Origin of the sequence: Chitinibacter sp. GC72 (genome assembly GCF_009760905.1) — a bacterium.
Classification (GTDB): domain Bacteria; phylum Pseudomonadota; class Gammaproteobacteria; order Burkholderiales; family Chitinibacteraceae; genus Chitinibacter.
In genome coordinates this window covers 1-18,725 of record NZ_VIRW01000015.1, presented here as the reverse complement: position 1 = coordinate 18,725, position 18,725 = coordinate 1, and the positions used below count along the sequence as shown (strand labels likewise).

Annotated in this window: 20 protein-coding genes and 1 pseudogene; 8 read left to right on the top strand and 13 right to left on the bottom strand. The window is 55.9% G+C overall.

Annotated features, from left to right (window positions below):
- Positions 1 to 74: 74 nt before the first annotated feature.
- Both FLS37_RS12105 and FLS37_RS12100 read right to left on the bottom strand, forming a co-directional pair.
- Entirely contained in the window at positions 75 to 1,124 is a 1,050-nt protein-coding gene (locus FLS37_RS12105; RefSeq protein WP_157670206.1) for a hypothetical protein, read from the bottom strand.
- 135 nt (positions 1,125 to 1,259) lie between these two features.
- Complete coding sequence (locus FLS37_RS12100) at positions 1,260 to 2,171, bottom strand: LysR family transcriptional regulator (protein ID WP_157670205.1); 912 nt, start codon at positions 2,169 to 2,171, stop codon at positions 1,260 to 1,262.
- A 75-nt stretch (positions 2,172 to 2,246) separates the two neighbouring features.
- On the opposite strand from FLS37_RS12100, the pseudogene FLS37_RS12095 reads away from it, so the two are divergent.
- A pseudogene (locus tag FLS37_RS12095) lies at positions 2,247 to 3,107 on the top strand (DMT family transporter); the annotation flags it as partial.
- A 30-nt stretch (positions 3,108 to 3,137) separates the two neighbouring features.
- Here FLS37_RS12095 and FLS37_RS16915 read toward each other — a convergent pair.
- The 4 genes from FLS37_RS16915 to creD form a co-directional block, all read right to left on the bottom strand.
- Positions 3,138 to 4,367 carry a TIGR03862 family flavoprotein gene (locus FLS37_RS16915; protein WP_157670204.1) on the bottom strand — a complete coding sequence of 410 codons (1,230 nt, stop codon included), beginning with the start codon at positions 4,365 to 4,367 and terminating at the stop codon, positions 3,138 to 3,140.
- A 69-nt stretch (positions 4,368 to 4,436) separates the two neighbouring features.
- A complete protein-coding gene (locus tag FLS37_RS12085) occupies positions 4,437 to 4,637 on the bottom strand; it encodes a SlyX family protein (protein WP_157670203.1) in 201 nt (66 codons plus the stop codon).
- Between the two features lie 87 nt (positions 4,638 to 4,724).
- Positions 4,725 to 5,159, bottom strand: coding sequence for a hypothetical protein (locus tag FLS37_RS12080; protein WP_157670202.1), 435 nt, complete (start codon positions 5,157 to 5,159; stop codon positions 4,725 to 4,727).
- A 61-nt stretch (positions 5,160 to 5,220) separates the two neighbouring features.
- Positions 5,221 to 6,648 carry a cell envelope integrity protein CreD gene (creD, locus tag FLS37_RS12075; RefSeq protein ID WP_157670201.1) on the bottom strand — a complete coding sequence of 476 codons (1,428 nt, stop codon included), beginning with the start codon at positions 6,646 to 6,648 and terminating at the stop codon, positions 5,221 to 5,223.
- A 197-nt stretch (positions 6,649 to 6,845) separates the two neighbouring features.
- Here creD and FLS37_RS12070 point away from each other — a divergent pair, with 197 nt between their 5' ends.
- Positions 6,846 to 7,604 carry a M48 family metallopeptidase gene (locus FLS37_RS12070; RefSeq protein WP_232522590.1) on the top strand — a complete coding sequence of 253 codons (759 nt, stop codon included), beginning with the start codon at positions 6,846 to 6,848 and terminating at the stop codon, positions 7,602 to 7,604.
- A gap of 176 nt (positions 7,605 to 7,780) precedes the next feature.
- A complete protein-coding gene (locus FLS37_RS12065) occupies positions 7,781 to 8,839 on the top strand; it encodes an SMI1/KNR4 family protein (protein WP_157670200.1) in 1,059 nt (352 codons plus the stop codon).
- A gap of 59 nt (positions 8,840 to 8,898) precedes the next feature.
- Here the strand turns inward: FLS37_RS12065 and FLS37_RS12060 are convergent, their stop codons facing one another.
- From FLS37_RS12060 to creB, 3 genes are all read right to left on the bottom strand, one after another.
- Positions 8,899 to 9,630 carry an ABC transporter substrate-binding protein gene (locus tag FLS37_RS12060; RefSeq protein ID WP_157670199.1) on the bottom strand — a complete coding sequence of 244 codons (732 nt, stop codon included), beginning with the start codon at positions 9,628 to 9,630 and terminating at the stop codon, positions 8,899 to 8,901.
- Between the two features lie 129 nt (positions 9,631 to 9,759).
- Positions 9,760 to 11,187, bottom strand: a complete 1,428-nt coding sequence (gene creC / locus FLS37_RS12055) for a two-component system sensor histidine kinase CreC (protein ID WP_157670198.1) — start codon at positions 11,185 to 11,187, stop codon at positions 9,760 to 9,762.
- Positions 11,187 to 11,903 carry a two-component system response regulator CreB gene (gene creB, locus FLS37_RS12050; protein ID WP_157670197.1) on the bottom strand — a complete coding sequence of 239 codons (717 nt, stop codon included), beginning with the start codon at positions 11,901 to 11,903 and terminating at the stop codon, positions 11,187 to 11,189. Before creB ends, creC begins: the two co-directional genes overlap by 1 nt.
- Before the next feature lie 198 nt (positions 11,904 to 12,101).
- On the opposite strand from creB, the gene FLS37_RS12045 reads away from it, so the two are divergent.
- From FLS37_RS12045 to FLS37_RS12035, 3 genes are all read left to right on the top strand, one after another.
- Positions 12,102 to 12,983 carry an HDOD domain-containing protein gene (locus tag FLS37_RS12045; protein ID WP_157670196.1) on the top strand — a complete coding sequence of 294 codons (882 nt, stop codon included), beginning with the start codon at positions 12,102 to 12,104 and terminating at the stop codon, positions 12,981 to 12,983.
- A 91-nt stretch (positions 12,984 to 13,074) separates the two neighbouring features.
- Positions 13,075 to 13,338, top strand: a complete 264-nt coding sequence (locus FLS37_RS12040; RefSeq protein WP_157670195.1) for a hypothetical protein — start codon at positions 13,075 to 13,077, stop codon at positions 13,336 to 13,338.
- 164 nt (positions 13,339 to 13,502) lie between these two features.
- Positions 13,503 to 13,766 (top strand): hypothetical protein, encoded by a 264-nt coding sequence (locus FLS37_RS12035; RefSeq protein WP_157670194.1) that lies wholly within the window; start codon positions 13,503 to 13,505, stop codon positions 13,764 to 13,766.
- A 196-nt stretch (positions 13,767 to 13,962) separates the two neighbouring features.
- Here FLS37_RS12035 and FLS37_RS12030 read toward each other — a convergent pair whose 3' ends face one another.
- Together FLS37_RS12030 and FLS37_RS12025 are read right to left on the bottom strand one after the other, a co-directional pair.
- Positions 13,963 to 14,181 (bottom strand): hypothetical protein, encoded by a 219-nt coding sequence (locus tag FLS37_RS12030; RefSeq protein ID WP_157670193.1) that lies wholly within the window; start codon positions 14,179 to 14,181, stop codon positions 13,963 to 13,965.
- Between the two features lie 341 nt (positions 14,182 to 14,522).
- Complete coding sequence (locus FLS37_RS12025) at positions 14,523 to 15,713, bottom strand: PQQ-dependent sugar dehydrogenase (RefSeq protein WP_232522588.1); 1,191 nt, start codon at positions 15,711 to 15,713, stop codon at positions 14,523 to 14,525.
- Between the two features lie 109 nt (positions 15,714 to 15,822).
- On the opposite strand from FLS37_RS12025, the gene FLS37_RS12020 reads away from it, so the two are divergent.
- Positions 15,823 to 16,671 (top strand): NAD(P)H-hydrate dehydratase, encoded by an 849-nt coding sequence (locus FLS37_RS12020; RefSeq protein WP_157670192.1) that lies wholly within the window; start codon positions 15,823 to 15,825, stop codon positions 16,669 to 16,671.
- A gap of 97 nt (positions 16,672 to 16,768) precedes the next feature.
- Positions 16,769 to 17,380, top strand: a complete 612-nt coding sequence (locus FLS37_RS12015) for a hypothetical protein (RefSeq protein WP_157670191.1) — start codon at positions 16,769 to 16,771, stop codon at positions 17,378 to 17,380.
- Between the two features lie 212 nt (positions 17,381 to 17,592).
- Here FLS37_RS12015 and FLS37_RS12010 read toward each other — a convergent pair whose 3' ends face one another.
- Together FLS37_RS12010 and FLS37_RS12005 are read right to left on the bottom strand one after the other, a co-directional pair.
- Positions 17,593 to 18,183 (bottom strand): YigZ family protein, encoded by a 591-nt coding sequence (locus FLS37_RS12010; RefSeq protein ID WP_157670190.1) that lies wholly within the window; start codon positions 18,181 to 18,183, stop codon positions 17,593 to 17,595.
- Positions 18,184 to 18,487: 304 nt separating this feature from the next.
- A partial coding sequence (locus FLS37_RS12005; protein ID WP_198314540.1) for a transposase occupies positions 18,488 to 18,725 on the bottom strand: 238 nt, incomplete at its 5' end.

Genomic DNA, 18,725 nt, shown 5'->3' with positions numbered 1-18,725 from the left:
CTGTATTGCACTCAGAATCATCGGTAATACCCATTCATGAGCAACTTGATATACAAGCCCAACGTCAACAGACCTTAGGAGAGAAACCATTGCCCATCATGGTAGAGATTATCGTTACCCAGCCAGACGCCACCGCCCACATCGACAAAGACATCAATATGAAAGCGCGTGTCTTTGCGCTTGAATTGCGGCTTGTTATAGCTACCGTGTTTGGCGCCCAGCGACAGATGCACGCCGCACAAGCGCTCGTAGGTGCCAATATCGCTAACGGTGTACTCGCGGCTGAATGCGCGGTTCAGCCCCAGCCCCAGCTCGCGCAGCCAGACTTCGCCTTCTACCTCGCGGATCTTCGCCAGCACAGCGTCAAATTCCGGCGTACTGTGCTCAACTGCAGTGATTCTGCCGGCTTCAATGACGATGGTGATCGGCTGTGGCGGAAAATTGCAGTGAAAGGTGGTATCGCCAAAAACAAAAACATCAGCGCGCCCGCTCACCGCCTCCAGATCAATCGCTTCGGTAAACACCTCGCCAATCGGAAACTGGCCGCCGATATTTTTCATCGCCCGGTAGTCGCCGACATTGAGCTTGGCAGGCTCCAGTCGCGTTGCGTAGGTTAGCGTATTGCCGCTGCCGCTAACCAGCCGCGCGTGCGGTGCTGCGCCAATTCTGGCCTGCAAGGCCGCTCCAGTACCGCGATAGTAGTCGGCGTCATAAGCCAAAGCCTCGATATAGCGTGGTGCCTCAATACCTACCATGCGTGACAGATGCACATGCTCGATCACCTTCAAGCCCTGCGCAAACAGCTGCACACGCAAACGGTAGGCATCCAGCCGGAAATGCGTAGACTGGATCAGCACCACCAGCGCACCGGCAGGCTGCGCAGCAAAAGCGGCCATCACCGTATCGTTGTCTACCGTACTGATTTCGATTACCTGCGCCTGCGGCAGAGCCGCACGGTAAGCATCGGCCAACACCAAGGCGAGCGGGCATTCGGTGTCATAGATAACCAGCGCGGGCTCGTCGGCAGTATGGCCAATCGCCACCTGCACAATATCGCGCACATGCCGGGCAGCAGCGGCGCGGTGTTCAGCGTTGAGTTCACAGTAAGACAGCTTTTCACTCATGGGGTATACGGTCCAAATTCAATATAATCAAGCCATTTCGAAATATACATAGCTAGGTATATACATAGCAGCAAGTACACGCAGCATTATCGCATGGGCGCGACCAGCTGCGCTGCGTAACGGCAGTACGGCGTATCAGCCCCGGCAATGCGCGACCAGCTCATCAATGACACAGCGCAATTTCGGTGGCAGATAGCGATGCGCCGGATACAGCAGATAGGCCATTCCGGCGTATGAAGTGCCAAGCTGCCAGTCGGGCAGGACGCGAATCAGGCGGCCATCGGCGAGCGCGGCGCGGGCGGTGAAGTCGGGCAGGCTGGCAATGCCGATGCCATCAAGCGCGGCGTTGAGCCGCATTTCACTGTGATTGACTTTCAAAGCGCCACGAACGGCCACCGTGACTTCTTCAGCGCCGCGACTCAAACGCCAGCGATGATCAACCGGCGTTTCGCCCAGACAAATACACGGATGCTCAAGCAAATCCTGCGGCGTTTGCGGCGTACCGTGGGCGGCCAGATACGCAGGGCTGGCGCACAGCACTTGCGTCACCTGCTGCAGCGGAATACCAATCAGGCCCGGCGGTGGCTGATCGCCGATGCGAATCACCAAATCAATTTCATCGTCGAGCGGATCGAGTACGCGGTCGGTAACGACCAGATGCAGCTCAATGCCAGCGTGCTTGTGCAGCAAGGGCGTAATCATCGGCTGCAGCACCGCCCGCGCAAAACCACGCGGTACACCAAGCCGGACGCGCCCTTGCGGTGCAGTCATATATTGCTCGGAAACATTCAGCGCGTCCTGCCCGGCGGCGAGCATGGCTTGGCAACGGCTCAGCGCCGCGTGTCCGGCGTCGCTCAGACGCAGGCTGCGCGTGCTGCGTTCGAGTAGCCGAACCGACAGCGCGCGTTCCAGCCGCGCAATTTGCCGGCTCACCGCCGAAGCGCTGACGCCCAGCTCTTTGGCCGCCGCCGAAAAACTGCCACATTCGACAACACGGACAAACACAGCCATATCGGGCAGCAATTGGATCAAGGTATTTGTGCTCATAGCGCATCAATGTTTTGCATGGACTGCTAATTATCACGCATTGCGAAGCAATTGATAATCAAGTCATCAAACAGGATGGGCTTGACGATGAAACAATTAGAGAATGTCTGGGCGCAACTGATGTTGCTGGCCGTGGCCATCGTATGGGGTAGCAGCTATGGCGTGAGCCAAAGCGCCTTGCTGTTTTATCCGGTGCTGGGCTTTCTGGCCTTGCGATTTTTAATCACTTTTATCGTGCTATTGCCGAATTTTATTCGCCTATCGGCGATAGATCGGCGGCAATCGCTGCGCATTGGTGCACCGCTGGGCATCTTGATGGCGGCGATTTTTGCTGGCGAAACCTATGGCGTCACACTCACCAGTGCCAGCAATGCGGCGTTTTTAATCAGCCTGAGCCTGCCGCTCACGCCCTTGGCGCAATGGTTCTTGCTCGGGCAAAAGCCAGCGACCAGCACTTGGGCTTGGCTGGCTTTGGCGCTGCTGGGCGCAGCTTTGCTCAGCGGCATCTCGCTACACAATACAGCGCTCAATGTGGGCGACGGCCTGATTCTGCTCGCGGCTGTGTTGCGTGCGCTGGTCGTAACGCTCACGCGCAAACTGACGCTGAATCGCCCCACATCGGCTTTGGCACTCACCACCGTACAGGCAGGTATCATCGGCAGTAGCATGCTGGCATTGGCCTATATGGCAATACCCTTAGTCCAACTTACTTTACCCACCCACAGTGAATTTTGGGTCAAGCTGCTGTACCTGATTTTCTTTTGCACGATCTTCGCTTTTTTCGCGCAAAACTGGGCAGCGAGCCGACTAGCGCCCACTCGCGTTGCGGTACTGATGGGGCTGGAGCCACTATTCGGTGCGCTGTATGGCGTAATAGCACTCGGCGAGGTCATCAGCCGCAGCGGCATGCTCGGCGCAGCGCTGATTTTGTTGGCGGTGTTTGGTTTGACGGGATTGGTGGACGGTTTATTTTCCGGTGTTCAACCAGCGCAATATCCCGCCTGCAGCGTGACGGCCGGTGGCGAAGCAGGCGGTCAGCAGGTAGCCACCAGTAGGTGCTTCCCAGTCGATCATTTCGCCAGCGACAAACACACCGGGCATGGCCTTGAGCATCAAGCCATCATCGAGCGCGTCCCAGCGCACGCCACCGGCGGTGCTGATTGCTTCGTCAATCGGGCGCGGCGCGATCAGCTTGATCGGTAATGATTTGATTGCGGCGGCGAGCTGATTGACATCCGTAAATTGCTCTTTTGACAGCATTTCATGCAATAAAGCCGCTTTTAAGCCTTCGATCTTGAGTTTACGGCGTAAATGATTCGCCATTGAATCGGCACCGCGTGGCTGCTCCAGCGCGGCGATGACATCATTCAGTGATTTTTGCGGCAATAGATCGACATATAAAGTGGCAAAGCCATCGGCGTTAATGGCCTCGCGCAGGCCGTGCGAGAGCGCGTAAACCAGACTGCCTTCAACGCCCCCCTCGGTGACGACAAATTCGCCGACTTTTTTTACGCCATCAGCGCGCGTACCAGCTGCGACGGCTTTCAGTGGCGTTCCGGCGAATTTTTTCGCCAGAAACGGCGACCAGCCGACGTCAAAACCGCAATTGGCCGCCTGCAGCGGCGCAACTGCAACGCCCTTGTCGCTGAGCAGCGGCAACCAACGACCATCCGAGCCCAGTTTCGCCCAGCTAGCACCGCCAAGCGCGAGCAATACGGCGTCGAATGAGCGGCTGATTTCACCGTCGGGTGTCGCAAACTTCAGTGATCCCGCTTCGCCCCAGCCCAGCCAGCGATGGCGCGGATGTACCGTGACGCCACCGGCTTTTAGCCGCGCCAGCCATGCGCGCAGCAAAGGCGCGGCTTTCATTTCAGTGGGAAAAACCCGCCCCGAGGTGCCAACAAAAGTCTGAATCCCCAGCCCATGCACCCAGTCGCGCACCGCTTCGCCGCCAAATTGCTCGAGCATCGGCTCAAGCGCGGCAGCCGCTGCGCCATAGCGCGCCAGAAACGGCTCGGCGGGCTCGGAATGCGTGATATTCATGCCGCCAACGCCCGCGAGCAGAAATTTACGCCCGACCGACGGCATGGCGTCGAACACCTCAACCCGTACGCCGGCATTACTCAGCACTTCGGCGGCCATCAGCCCGGCCGGGCCGCCGCCAATAATGGCGATGGATTGAGGATGTGTAGTCATAAGATCTTCCAGTAAAAACTAATGCGGTGAAAGGCCCAGATGTTGCGGCCTGTGTGAATCAATGCGGGATTAATAATGCGGCGGGATTTCGTCAAACAGGCTGCGCGGCGCTTGCTGATCGGGTACGGCCTGATTTTGTTGCAGTGCCTGCAATGCGGCCGCCAGCTGGTCGATCTGCAATTGCTGGCGTGAAATAATCTGGTTTAGCTCGTCGAGCAAATCGTCCTGCAAGGCCAGACGGATTTCCAGTTCGGTAATACGCTCGTCCATGATGATTTCCTCTGTTTGAAAGCGCCCATTATCCCCCGAAACAGCGCTGCTGCGCGCCAAAATCAAAGCGCACGAAATGCTCAAGCACTATTCCCGCCCATCGCTACCTTGCCTGAGGGATCGGCGAGAACTTATGTCCCTTACTGACTTGAACAGCGGCGCAGAGCGGATTTTTCCCTGCCACAGCATCGGCAGCAAGCACCACACAATCCAGCAAAAACCAAATAAAGACGCGCTCGCGCCAAAATTCACCCAGCGCATTTCCAAAGTCATTTCCATCGCCTGCAAATAGGCGGTGTAAGTGGTATCGACACAGAACACCAGAATCAAAGCCGCGACGAGCCCATCTCGCTGCAGCAGTGCCGCGTGAAAGCGTGGCATCAGCGCATACGTGGCCAGCGCCATCAGCGCGCTAATGCCGTAATCCCAGTCGCCAAACTGGTAATAATCCGCCCCCAGCACCAGCAAAAGCAGGCCAATCAACAAAGTAGCAATACGCCACGGCATTAGATACCAGCTCATCCGATTTAACTCCTTGTAAAAATGGCAAACCGTGCCGACCCGTTGGAGTCGGCGCGGTCAATTAGCCCGCTATTTCGTCGCGGTGCGCTTTCACCACCGCCATCATTTTAGCGTCGGCCTTGCTGGGGCGATACTGGGAGTGGGTATTGCCTCCTAGCTCTTTCCAGTCAATGTTCCGGGTGAAATACATCACGCAGGCCAGCAGTGCAAACATCGTCAGGCTACCCATTAGCAAGGCCATGTCTTCCGATTGCAAGATGCCGAACAGCAAACCATACAGCGCAACCAGTACCGCAGCAAAGCCCAGACCACGTCGCCAGCCTGCCAGTACAAAGCTGATATAAAAGCCTTGCAACGCCGCCGAGGCCAGAGCCGCCAGCCAGTAGGCTTTATTAAAGCCAATATGCTCGGACAAGGACAATGTGAGCAGAAAGAACATCGCCAGCCCCAGCCCGACCAGACTGTATTGCACCGGATGCACCGACAGCTTGTGCATGACTTCCATTAAAAACACCGCGCCAAAAATCAGCAGCATAAATAGCTCGGCGTATTTCATGGTGCGCTCGTTGAGCACATAGCGGTCTACCGGGTCGATCAGGCGCAAGCCGACACGGGCGGCATTGCACTGGGATTCGTCCTTGCTATTGCAGTGCATGGTCATGCTGCCGCCAGTGGCCAGCTCGCTGGTTTGCCAGCGGGCGCTAAAACTATTGGCGGTAATCGTGCGCTCCAGCGGTGCAAAATTGCCGGCAAAGCTGGGATGTGGCCAATTGCCGGATAAAGCAATCTGGCTGCTATCGCCCACCGGTTCGATCAGCAATTGGGTGCTGCCCGCCAGATTGAGCTTGAAATTGAAATCCAGTTGCTGGCCTTGCTGCTGAAGCACAGCGGATTCAGCCAACGCCAGCGGCGCATGGACACCTCCTCCTAATTTGGCATGCCGCGCACCGGGAGCAAAAGTGAGCGTCTGGCTGGCAGCCACACCGCTCAATTGCTGAATACCGCGCACATCGCTCAGGCCCAGCGCCAGATAGGGCGTTTGCCACTGGGTGGTAATACGCTCGCGCGCGGAGGCCGCCTTGGCCTCGTACTGACCCAGCGCCGGTATCGCAAACCGGCCACTTAGCTGCAGCTGGCTGCGGTAAATCGGCGCTTCGAATAAGCCGCGTTTAAGCACTTCCACCGCCAGCTGGCCACGCGCATCAAACTGGCTAGGGGTCAGCACCAGCTGATCGCTCACCTGCGTATCTTCCCAATAGCTGGCCTTGTCTTTGGTTGCCTCGATCAGTTTGCTGCTGGTCTGCACATAGGGCAGCACCAGAAATGGCCCCAGCAGCGTTTGCTCGCCCGCGCTGAACTGGGCAATTTCACTTCGTACGGTGTCGGCACGCTGCTGGCGCTCGCTCACCAGATCCCGCACAAACGCCAGCACCACCAGCATTAGCACCATCAAGCCCAGCATGGCAGCCAGTTTCATTCCGATTTTCATGATCATCTCCTGTGTATTTATTGCACGGATTCATCATGACTTAGGGATATGGATAACACGCGCAGGCAATGTGGAGATTGTGTGAAGAAGATCCATAGCCGCCGGGCAAACTACCAAAGTGTGAAATGCACCACAGCTTTTTTGACTAGAAGCTGACGCAACCCTAAGATTCAGCCTTTCAATTTTTCTGGGTATGAATGATGAAACTGCATTCGATTGTATTAGCGGCTCTGCTGGGCACCGCACTGGCACCATCGACAATGGCATTTGACATTGGCAAGGCGCTGAAAGTCGGCACGCAAGCACTCCAAGCGGCCACACTGACCGACGCTGACGTGAAATCGCTGGCCAATCAAGCCTGCGTACAAAGCGATGCCGAATCGAAAATCGCGCCAGCCAAAAACAAATACAGCAAACGCCTCGATACCATTGCCAAAGAACTGGGCAAGGAAATCAACGGCCAGCCTGTCAATTACAAGGTATACCTGGAGCCGGAAGTGAACGCTTGGGCGATGGCCAATGGCTGCATCCGAGTCTACAGCGGCCTGATGGATCTGATGACCGACGACGAAATCATTGGCGTATTAGGCCATGAAATGGGCCACGTGGCATTGGGCCATAGCCGCAAGGCCATGCAAACCGCGTACACGGTATCAGCCGCCAAATCGGCAATTGGCGAATACGGTGGTAGCACCGCAGCAGCACTCAGCGGCTCGGAGCTGGGCAAATTTACCGAAACACTGATCAATGCCCAGTTCTCACAATCACAAGAGCTGGATGCCGACAATTTCTCCTACGATTTGCTCACGCAAAAGAAACTCAAACGTGAAGCACTGATCAGCGCCTTCCAGAAGCTGGCTCAACTGAGCGGCGGCGAGCACAGCATGCTGGCCTCTCACCCAGCTTCAGCGGATCGGGCCAAAAACATCGAAACCCGGATTGCCAGCAATAAATAAGCGGTAGCAAGCAGACACGAAAAGGGCGGTGATTTCACCGCCCGATTAACTAACGTATACAGCTAAAGCTCTTCTCTATAAAAGCCTGCGGCTATATACCTAGCGTAAATCAGACGTGAGAAACTATGCCACCCAGCAACGCTCAGAACCACAGCCAGCTTGCAGCCCACATTGATTTGAACAGCCAAGCATTGATGATTAATGGGGTAAGCATCCGTTTTCCAATCCCAATCTCCGAGCTCGAAAAGATCTTGGGCCCCAGCAGGCATGCCAAGAAAACACCTGATAGCTACAACCATGTTTTTGCCTGGGATCAACACGGCATTACCGCCTTTTCCAAACAGGGCGAAATAGCAGAAAGCATTGACATCAATTTGATTCAAGAAAAATACGAAAACCAAGCTAGGCAGGCATTTTCTGGCACCTTTACTCTTGAGCAGCATGATATTCTGGATTATCGCAAGAGCAACAAAGACAAGCTGGTCAAGCTGTATTCTTCGGACAGCAACAAAGCATTTATCATCAATGGCATCAGCGCTTGGTTTGGCATGGATAACGGCGAGGTAACTGGCATTTCACTCTCCTCCCATCAGCCGAACGAAACACCAGCACCTGCCGAGTATGCCGCGCTGGACCCACGTTTTACCGAACTAGCCACCATCATCAATGCATGGGTCGCTGAAATTGGTCTTACCGTACCTATCAACAACGCATATTACAACTTAGCTGCGGGTGCTTCTGCCGCAACCATCAAACAATACGCCGAAGTGGATAAAGGCAACCTTATTCCTGACGAGCTACTCAACTTCTACGCGATTCATGATTATTTATACAACCCGGTTGCTGCCGCTTTTTGTATTGAACTGGAAGACTGCGAATATTACATTCTGCCGCTAAAGGAAATCCGCACTGAATGGCAGAGCATTCAGGATCTCCAGCGTGGCGAAGATGATTTAGACGACATTGATTTCAGCCAATACAGCGCAAAAATCAAGGTGGACGACTACGCAAACCCGAAATGGATTCCGTTTGCCAGCAATCTAGCGGGAGACTATCTGCTATTTGATGCCGACCCCGGCGTGGCAGGTACTTTCGGCCAGATCATCGATTTTCAAAATGAAACATGGAGTCGTGACGTGGTAGCAACTTCGCTGTCCGAGCTATTTAGCAATGACACTGCAGAGTTACGACGCAATGCAGGCGAGCGCTATGAATTTATTCTGGAAAACGGCTAAACATGCACGTCAGAAGTACAATGGCTTCTTCTTTCTGAGCGCTCAGCGGCAATTTCAATTCAGCGCGACTCGCGTTGTTTGGCCCATTTCTCGAATGACTGAAACAGCCGACTTCGCGTGGCTTGATCCAGGCTGCCTTTGCGAAAGGCGATATGGATCGGGTCTTTGAATAGCTTGGTAAAGACCAGAAACTCGTCGGCATGGGCTTTGAGCTCGGGGTCGTTGGCGACAAACTGACTCAGGCCTGCCGGCGCGTTGGCAAACAGGGCAGCATCGATGCGGCCTATAAGCAGGTTTTTCAAGCGAGCGCTGTGCGATGAGTCGCGCACAAATTCAAACACGCCATTTTTGGCCGCCTGATCCAGCTCCGCGCCATAGCTCACGCCAATCAACGCGCCGATTCGCTTGCCGGATAAATCTGCCACGCTCTGATAGCGGATCTGGCGGTTTTTATGCATGACCAGCGTAATGCCGCTATCAAAAAGCACCGGGGAATAATCAAACAGCTCGGCGCGCTCGGGCGTAAACGAAATGCCGATAATGCCGCCCAGCCCGTGTTTGGCCAGATTGTAGGCGCGGTTCCACGGCAGCAGCTCGGCCTTGAGCTTGAGGCCAGTGTCTTTTTGCACAAAATCGATCGCCTCCAGCGCAATGCCTTTGGGGTTGCCCTGCTCGTCCAGCCAGCTGATCGGGCGATAAGTGTCCGAGGCGTAGATGGTAATCTCGGCAGGCGCCGCCGCTGCCATTGCCAAGCAGCAAGACGCGATCAAAGCCAATACAAACCGTTGCATGCCATTTCCCTTCTGGTGACCGTGAATCATCTTAGCTTGCCGCCCGACAGGCTGCGAGGCGCAAATTGATTAATACGGGATTAATGCGAATTCATGGGGATAATTGGACTGAGTGGCACAGAATAAGACCTAAACCAGCGGCAGCAGCAGCTGGGCCAATACGCCCCGTGGGTGATTATCCAGCCGGATCTGCCCGCCATGCAATTGGACTATCGCACGGGTCAGCACCAGACCCAGCCCGGTGCTTTTCTGACCGTTGCCGCGCGGCAGGGAGTAAAAACGCTCAAATAATCTGCCCAACGCATAGTCAGGTATTGGCTCACCATCATTGATAATATTGAGCTGCAACTCATTACCCTGCCTGAGTATATTAATCTCGATCTGCCCATTGCGCTGCGTAAAATCGATGGCGTTTTGCAGGATATTGCGAATCGCCTGCCCCAGCAGAAAGCCTTCCCCCCAAATCAGCGGCGCTTCAGCCCCCCAGTCACCCGTCCAGCTGATTTGCCGCGCGCCCAGCTGGTTATGCAGCGCCTCAATTTGGGTGCGGATCAGCGCGGCCAGATCCAGCGCCTGCGCATCGTGCAATTCATGCCGGGCCTCCAGCGAAGCCAACTGCAGTAAATAATCGACAATTTTCTGCATACGGACGACTTCTGCGTCAATATGCAGCAAAAATCGCTGCCGATCTGCGACGGCCAGTTCGTCCTGCAAAATTTCTGCCGAAGCACGAATACCCGCCAGTGGCGATTTGAGTTCGTGCGTCAATTCATGCACATAATTTTCGATATACGCCTTGCCATCGAGCTCGTCGCGCATTGCGCCCAAGGCGCTGGCCAAGCTGGTCAGCTCGCGATTGGCAATAAAACGCGGCACCGGCGCGGGCTTGCCAGCGCTCACGTCACGGGCAAAATCGGTCAGCTGCGTAATGCCACGGCTCAGCCACCACGAAAACAGCGCCCCGGCGATCAGCCCGGCAATAATCACCGCAATCACGATGCGCGACAATTTGCGCTCGCTGCGTTCAATATACGGCTGCATCGCCAGATTGGGGCGGCTGACGGTGACGACGCCGATAATCTGGTCGCCATTTTTGATCGGCGCGGCGACATGCATCACGGTAGAGAGCGGATTGTCCGGGTCAGCCAGCGTTGTTCGCGCACCGTATTCGCCGCGCAAGGTGCGCACCACGTCGCGCCACTGGCTGTAATCCTTCCCGACGGCTGTGCGCTCCGAATCAAGCAGCACCTTACCGCGCGCGTCGGTGACATACACGCGCAAATAGGTGCGTTCATGTTTAACATCGGTAATCTGCGCCTGTGGCCGACGCAGGGCAAACTGCGCCATCGCAGCGGCAAAGCGCCCATCGTCGAGCCGCCCGGCGACAAAATCAGGCTGGATCATCGCCGCCAGCAAATTGGCCGTATCAAGCAGCACTTCTTCGGCTGACTGGCGCATCGCCGGTTTGACCTCTTCGCGCACCAGATTAAGCACATACGCCGCCAGCAAGGCGACGAGCAGAAAATAGCCGAGGAAAATTCGCAATGAAAAACGCATTAGCTCACCGCCAGCGCATAACCAAAGCCGCGATGTGTAGCAATCGGGTCCAGGTCAGCCCGCACGGCGCGTAATTTGGCGCGCAGGCTTTTGATATGGCTATCGATGGTGCGCTCGAAGCTATCCTCGGCCGCATCGCCCAGCGCATCGAGCAATTGCGCCCGGCTCAGCACATGCCCCGGGCGCGTCAGCAGCGATACCATCAGATGGTATTCACTGGGAGTCAGCACCAGCGCTGATCCACAGAAAGATACCCTTCTAGCTGCAGCATCATGGACAAACAGACTTTGTATTGGCGCAGAAAGCGGCGCAGTTGATACTGTCGCCTCTGGCGCGGGGCTGGCGGCGCGGCTGCGCTTCAAAATTGCCCGCACCCGCGCTGCCACTTCGCGCGGGCTAAATGGCTTGACCACATAATCATCCGCGCCCAGCTCCAGCCCTAAAATCCGGTCAAACTCCTCCGCGCGCGCGGTGAGCAGCAACACCGGCATGTCGCTGGATCGGCGTAGGCGCTTGAGCACCTCAAAGCCGCTATCGTCGGGCAGCCCCACATCCAGAATCAGCAAATCGGCACGATGCGTAGCCAGATACGCTTCACCTGCCTGCGCCAGGCCAAAATGCCTCACCTGCCAGCCCTCGCGCTGCAAGGCAAAGCCCAGCGTATCGGCGATGGCCGGTTCGTCTTCGATCAATACAAGCTGAGCGGGTTGAGTCATGGCAAGCGGTGAAAAATACGGAAAGCCTATTGTAACCATTCTGCCACCGCAGCCCGCAGATTTGGCCGCAATTGCGGCGAATGTCGCGAATATCACGCCGGAATCGGCACCAGCCCACCTTGCCCAGCAATTCTCAACAAGCCCTCCCCAGATTACGCTAAGCTGAGAGCACACGCTGACCTTGCACAAAGAGCCATCATGTCCAGTAAAGCATTTACCGATTTGCAGCAATGGGTGACCTATCTGGCCGAGCAGCCGATCCCGATTCTGACGCACACGCATCTGGAAATGCGCGGCTACCATGCGCGGATCGACGAGATCGGCCTGCGCGAAATCGGCGAGCTGATCCGGCACGACCCCTTGCTCACGCTCAATATCCTGCGCTATCAGGAAGCGCACCGCCACAGCCGCCAAACCACCGATGTCACCACCATCGAGCGGGTCTTGTTGATGATCGGCGTGACGGGGTTTTTCCGGCTGTTTGGCTCCTTGCCCAATCTGGAAGCGCAGGCCGATACGCAAAAAATCGTGCTGTATGGCGCCCACCGCACCTGCTCGCGCGCCTATCTGGCCTCGTGCATTGCCGAAATGCTCAGCCATTACCGCCGCGACATCGAGCCCGCCGAGGTGATCACCGCCGCCTTGCTGCACGACACCGCAGAAATCTTGCTCTGGCTAACAGCGCCACGGCAGATGATGCAGATTCAGGAAACCTTGCGCAGCAACCCCAGCCAGCGCAGCCAGGAAGTACAAATCAAAATGCTCGGCTGCAAAATCAACGACATCCAGCAAGGGCTGGTGATGGAATGGCATTTGCCACGCACGCTGCTGCACCTGATCGACGATCATTTTGCCGACGAGCCGCGTGTGCGCATCGTCAATCAGGCCGTCGCGATGGCGCGCCACCTGGAAAAAGGCTGGGATAGTCCGTATTTTCTAGACGACTTGCAGCAATGCGCCCTGCTCTTCAAGCTCGAACCCTATTTGCTCTACGAGCAAATCCGCGACGTCGCGCTCAAAGCCGCCCGTCACTGGGCCTGGTACGAAGAACAACCCGCCGCCGCCATGCTGATTCGCTAAACTCAACATCCATCAATTCAACCACAGGGTATAGCCAGCAAAACTATCTATATAGCTAGCTTCAGCAATATACCCATCATAAAGTGCAAACATGAGTATTCAATTTAACGGCGTCAACCTCTACACCATCGCCCAGGCCTGCGAATTTGACCCACCGCTACACGCCCGCATCCTGAATCTGGGCGGCGACTGGCTGGTGCTATTTGGCAAAAAACTCGCCTTCACCGACGACGCCGATCTGGTCGGCATCCTGTATGAAACCGGACAAACCGCCCCCGTCGCCTTCAGCAGCAAAACGGCTGCGGCCGATTTTCTGGATCAGCACGCGCAGCGCTTTGCGAGTGTGTCGTGCTGATCATCATGTAATCGCGCAGGCGTATTTGACGCGGAGCGGCAATACGCTGGAGATGAGGCGCATCGTGCTGCGTAGTGCCTACGGCGACTACGCAGCGCGATACTGGAGAGAACTTGTGGCTTTTTCAACAGTACAGCAAGCGATTGCATACGTAGCAAAAGGTTATGATCATGCGTCTAATTGGTTGGCCAACAAATTACACTGAAGATAAAGGTCTGACGCCGATATATCTACAAGATGTCGATATTTATGCGAGTGCAGATGAATTGCGTTCACTAGCATCATTTTTGATGGATGCCGCAGCTCAACTTGAGCAGGCACAGTTAAACAGCCAAGAATTAAATATTGGTATTGATTTTGATAATGAATACCCAAATGCTGAAGTCGGTATATGGATCGGTGTCATCCACCATAAACCAGAGCTGTAGGTTGGGCTCAATGTAATGCAGTCCAACGTTTAGCGCGATTGTTGGGCTTCGCAAGCTCAGTACCAACCTACAAAATCATTCTACTCTGGGTCGCTGGCAGCCTCCCTTTTAATCCAATCATTAAATCGCACCCAAAGAAAAAGCCACCTTCCGGTGGCTTTTTGGCATTCAGGCCGTTTGATAATCAGTCTGAACATTAATGGTATTGCTGGGCGATCTGCTGGCTGGCGACTTTGGCGGTCGTTTGCAGCACGCGGTGCAGCGCCATATCTCGCGCTTGCGGCGCGGGTTGCCAGTCGGTTACCGGCTTGCGCTGGTCGCCGCGGCAGATCACGATTTGAAACCAGCCTTCCATTTCGCTAGTGCGAGTGGATGGACGAGCTTCGATATTGAAGTCAAAAGTTGTTGAGGCCATGATGGCTGCTCCCTTAAATTGGGCGCTTTGTTTTTATTTGAACTGAATCATTGGATAACACGCGCCTTACACACCATCACATGCTGGATGGAAAAGCACCAAGAAGAAGAGCACTGGGTTCACGAAGGAACTTCTGAATCAGCGGGCTTGGGTAAGGCCAAGCAAGAGCGGCAGATTCGTTTCAGATAAGCTGAGGAGGCTTGCTGGAGGGAACTGCTGGAAACACATTCACGACACACGTCGTGCAGGGTGCTCAATCAAATTAGTGCCGCGACTTTACGGGATAAAAAAAGCCCTGTCAAATCATATATTTGCTCAATGTCACTATTTACACTTCGCGATCAGCGTACCGGCTCTAGCCTGAGCAGTGCGCCGTCGGCTTCGTCGGTAAGCAAATAGAGCAAGCCATCCGCGCCCACGCGCACATCACGAATGCGCCCCAGCTGATCTTTCAGCAGGCGCTCTTCGTGCACCACACGATTGCCGTTCAGCTCCAGCCGCACCAGCATCTGGTATTTAAGCGCACCGACAAACAATTGCCCCTGCCAGCGCGGAAAAGCCTTGCCCTGATAAAAAGCGAGGCCAGATGGCGCAATGGATGGCGTCCACTGGTAAACGGGTTGCTCCATGCCGGCCTTGGCCTTGCCTTCGCCGATCTTGGTGCCCAGCCCGTAATTCACGCCATAGGTGATCACTGGCCAGCCATAGTTGCGCCCGGCGCGCACGATATTAAGCTCGTCACCGCCTTGCGGGCCATGCTCGGTGGCCCACAATTCACCTGTGGCGGGGTATATGGCTGCACCTTGCATATTACGATGCCCGTAGCTATATACCTCTGGCTTTTGTGCAAATGGCGCGTCGGCAGGGAAGCGTCCATCATCGTGCAGGCGTACCGCTTTGCCGGCCAGATCATCCAGCTGCTGCGCTCTGTCCTTGTCACCACGGTCACCCTGCGTAATCAGCAGCATGCCCTGGCGATCAAACACCAGCCGCGAGCCAAAATGCACGCCGCTGCTACTGCCGGGTTTTTGCCGATAAACCTGCTGCACATTGTTTAGGCGATGGCCGTTCGAGTCCTTCTCATCCCGGACAAGCTGGCCGCGCGCAACCTGGGTTGCGGCGCCATGACCTTCGCGACCAGCGTAGGAAAAATACACCCAGCGATTTTTGGCAAAATCAGGATGCAACACAACATCAAGCAAACCGCCCTGCCCGCTGGCAACCATCGGCGGCAAACCGGCAACGGGGCGCGGGTCTAGCTCGCCATTGGCGGCAATCAGGCGCAAACGCCCCGGCCGTTCGGTCACCAGCATGCGGCCATCGGGCAGAAAGGCCAGCGCCCACGGATGATCCAGGCCACGAGTCAGCGTCTTGACGCGAAAGTCATGCCGCTCCGAGCGAATAATCCCATCACTGGCGGCCACAGCAGCGTTTACCAATCCCAGTCCAATCAGCAGCATAGTGCGTGCATCAATTAGCCCGATCCGGGGTAGACCACAATGGGCATGATGTGTCTCTGGCAATGCAGGCATGGCGATACTCCCCAGGGTCTGGTTCGCGTGTGGATGCGCAAGATCTAAGCACCCTGCGCTGTGTGAGCGCTATGCTGATTGATAGTTCACCACATTCATCAGGCCAAGCATGCAAGAGATCAGCACACTTCCCGCCAGTGCCAAGGCGCTGCAACGCGGCAACGATACGCACAAAGGGCATTTTGGCAGCGTGGCCGTGATTGGCGGCGCAGAGGGTATGTGTGGTGCGGCCTTGCTGGCCGGACGTGCGGCGCTATTACTGGGGGCGGGTAAGGTCTGGGTTGGCCTGCTCGATGCGCGCCTGAGCGTGGATATACTGCAGCCCGAGCTGATGCTGAGCCCTGCAGAAACGCTATTAAGCCAGCACCAGCCCAGCCATATTCTGGCTGGAATGGGCATGGGTATATCGCCAGAAGCGTGGCAGCTATTGCGCCGGTGCATGGATACCCCGGCACCATTATTGCTGGATGCCGACGCACTCAATCTGATTGCCGCCGATACCGCGCTGCAAGCGCATTTAGCCCGGCGCAGCGCCCCCACCGTCCTGACACCGCACCCGAGCGAAGCCGCGCGCTTGCTGGGCACCAGCACCGCTGCGGTTCAAGCAGACCGGCTGGCAGCGATGCGTGCGCTGATCGGGCGCTATCAATGCCATATCGTCCTGAAAGGCCATGGCACGCTCGTCGGATGTGCTGATGAGCTCACCATCAATCGCAGCGGCAATGCAGCGCTCAGCAGCGCCGGGCAAGGCGATGTGCTATCGGGCATCATCATGAGCCTGTGCGCGCAAGGGCTGGCGCTGATGGATGCCGCGCGCTGCGGTGTATATCTGCATGGCCGCGCCGCAGACGACTGGCTGGCCACCCATCCCGCTGGCATCGGCCTTACCGCGTCGGAAACGATCATCCTGGCGCGGCAGGCGCTCAACAAGGCCCTATCGACGATATCCAACACTTAATTTTTACGTCATAAAACTGCAACACACTGCAAGGCTAAATAAGGGCAAAATGGTTAGAGAAACAATATAAACCGTTTATACCTTTCAGGAAAAAACCATGCCCAGCAAATCTGCCCTGCTCAATTCAGCCGAATCGATCGCCAACGCCAATCAATCGGCTAATCAACCCGCCAAGCCAACCCCAGCCTCAGCGGGTAACAAGCCGCACACGGCAGCCAAGCCCGCCACCCCCACAGCAGCACCAAAAGCAGCGAACAAGGCCGCCGCGCGCCCGTCTGCTCCGGCAAGCAAACCGGCAGTAAAACCTGCAGAGAAGCCCGCCGTAGCGCCTGAAGCAGTAGAGAAAGCCGAAACCGCAGCAGAAAGCGCCGCGCTGGATCAGGCCATTGAAAAAGCCGCGCAACCGCCCAAATTGCGCGCCAAACAGGCGGCAAAACCCGTCGCCCAGCGTGAAAGCAAAGCTGAAAAAACCGCCAAGCCTGCCAAAACCAAGAAACCCAAGCTGGTGCGCGATAGCTTCACATTCCCCGCCAGCGACTACGCGCTGATCGCCGAAACCAAGCAACGCATCATCACCGCAGGTGTTGAAGTGAAAAAAAGCGAGCTCATTCGCGCGGGCCTGAAAGCGCTGGCGGCAATGGACAACGCCCAATTGCTGGCGCTGGTAGATGGACTGGAAAAAATCAAAACTGGCCGCCCCAGCAAGTAACTCGGCGACACTGACACGGCATGAATCTACACAACGCTGCCAGCGGCTTAAAGCACATCGCTTGAGCTGCCGCAGTAGTCTCCCCCGTTGAAAACAGGGGGGATTTGGCATTATTTCAGCCATAAAGTTGGATCAAATAGTGCATAAATTCCCCCTAGCCCCCTTCTGCGAAGGGGGGAACAAATGCGAAAAACGGGTGTAAATACTGATGCTCACGCGGGCGACAACCAGCCCAGTTGTCCGTGGCAGGATTCATTAAGTTGCGCGATCAATTCATCAGCCACATCAGCGGTAACGGCAAAATTAAACACCACCTGGCTGCCGTGCTCCACCTCCAGTTGCACGGCAGTATAGGCTGCCAGAGCACGCCGGATATGGCCTTCCAGCGCATACGGTGCACAGCAGCGCAGTGAAGTCATTTTCAGTAGCGGGATTTTCTCGGCCAGCAGCAGTGCTTGCGCCACCGAATCGGTATAGGCGCGCACCAGCCCACCCGCACCGAGTTTGACGCCGCCAAAATAGCGCACCACGGTGGCCAGCACGCCTTCCAGATCCTGATGGCGCAATACATCCAGCATCGGCCGCCCCGCCGTGCCCGACGGCTCGCCATCATCCACCGCCGCCGATTGCCCACCGGCCAGCAAGGCCCAGCACACATGCGCCGCCGTCGGGTGAGCGGCCTTGAGCCCAGCCACAATCTGCTGCGCCGTGCTGCGATCACTCATCGGCTGCACGCAGGCGATAAAACGGCTTTTTTTGATCACCAGCTCGTACTGAACTGGGGCTTTGAGACTAAAAGGCATAATGGCGCGCGGCAAAGATAAGCTGCACAAAGTAGGCCAAGCCGATGCAGAGATCAACTGTTTTTTGCGGTAAAAGGGCGCGTGCGGCGAGGCTGGATCAGGCTGCAGGCGCACAAGCATTGAACCGCCCATTCAAATCGGGCATGGCCGCCAGCAAGCTTGGAATGATCCAGACAATCAGGGAGACAGCACACGACCCAAAGCTGATTATTGCAAGCTACAAACGTGGTAAGAGCAACGAAGTTAAATCCAAATTTTGTATTCCACAATAACTTCAAAATTCAAAAAAATTTGTTCTAAGTAATCACGCATAACTAATTTTAAATTTCGAACCGAAGCCGGATAAAAGGGTGTGGACTTCTTCGACCAATTTATCCTTGCTCCACGACTTGAAGCTACGCCAAAAATGCTTGGCGTGTTTCCACACGATCTCGATCAAATTGAGCTCAGGGCTATACGCTGGCAAGTACATCACCACAAAACGATGATCCACCAACCAACGATTGACCACCTCTTCATCAAAATGGTGATGCACTGTCGCG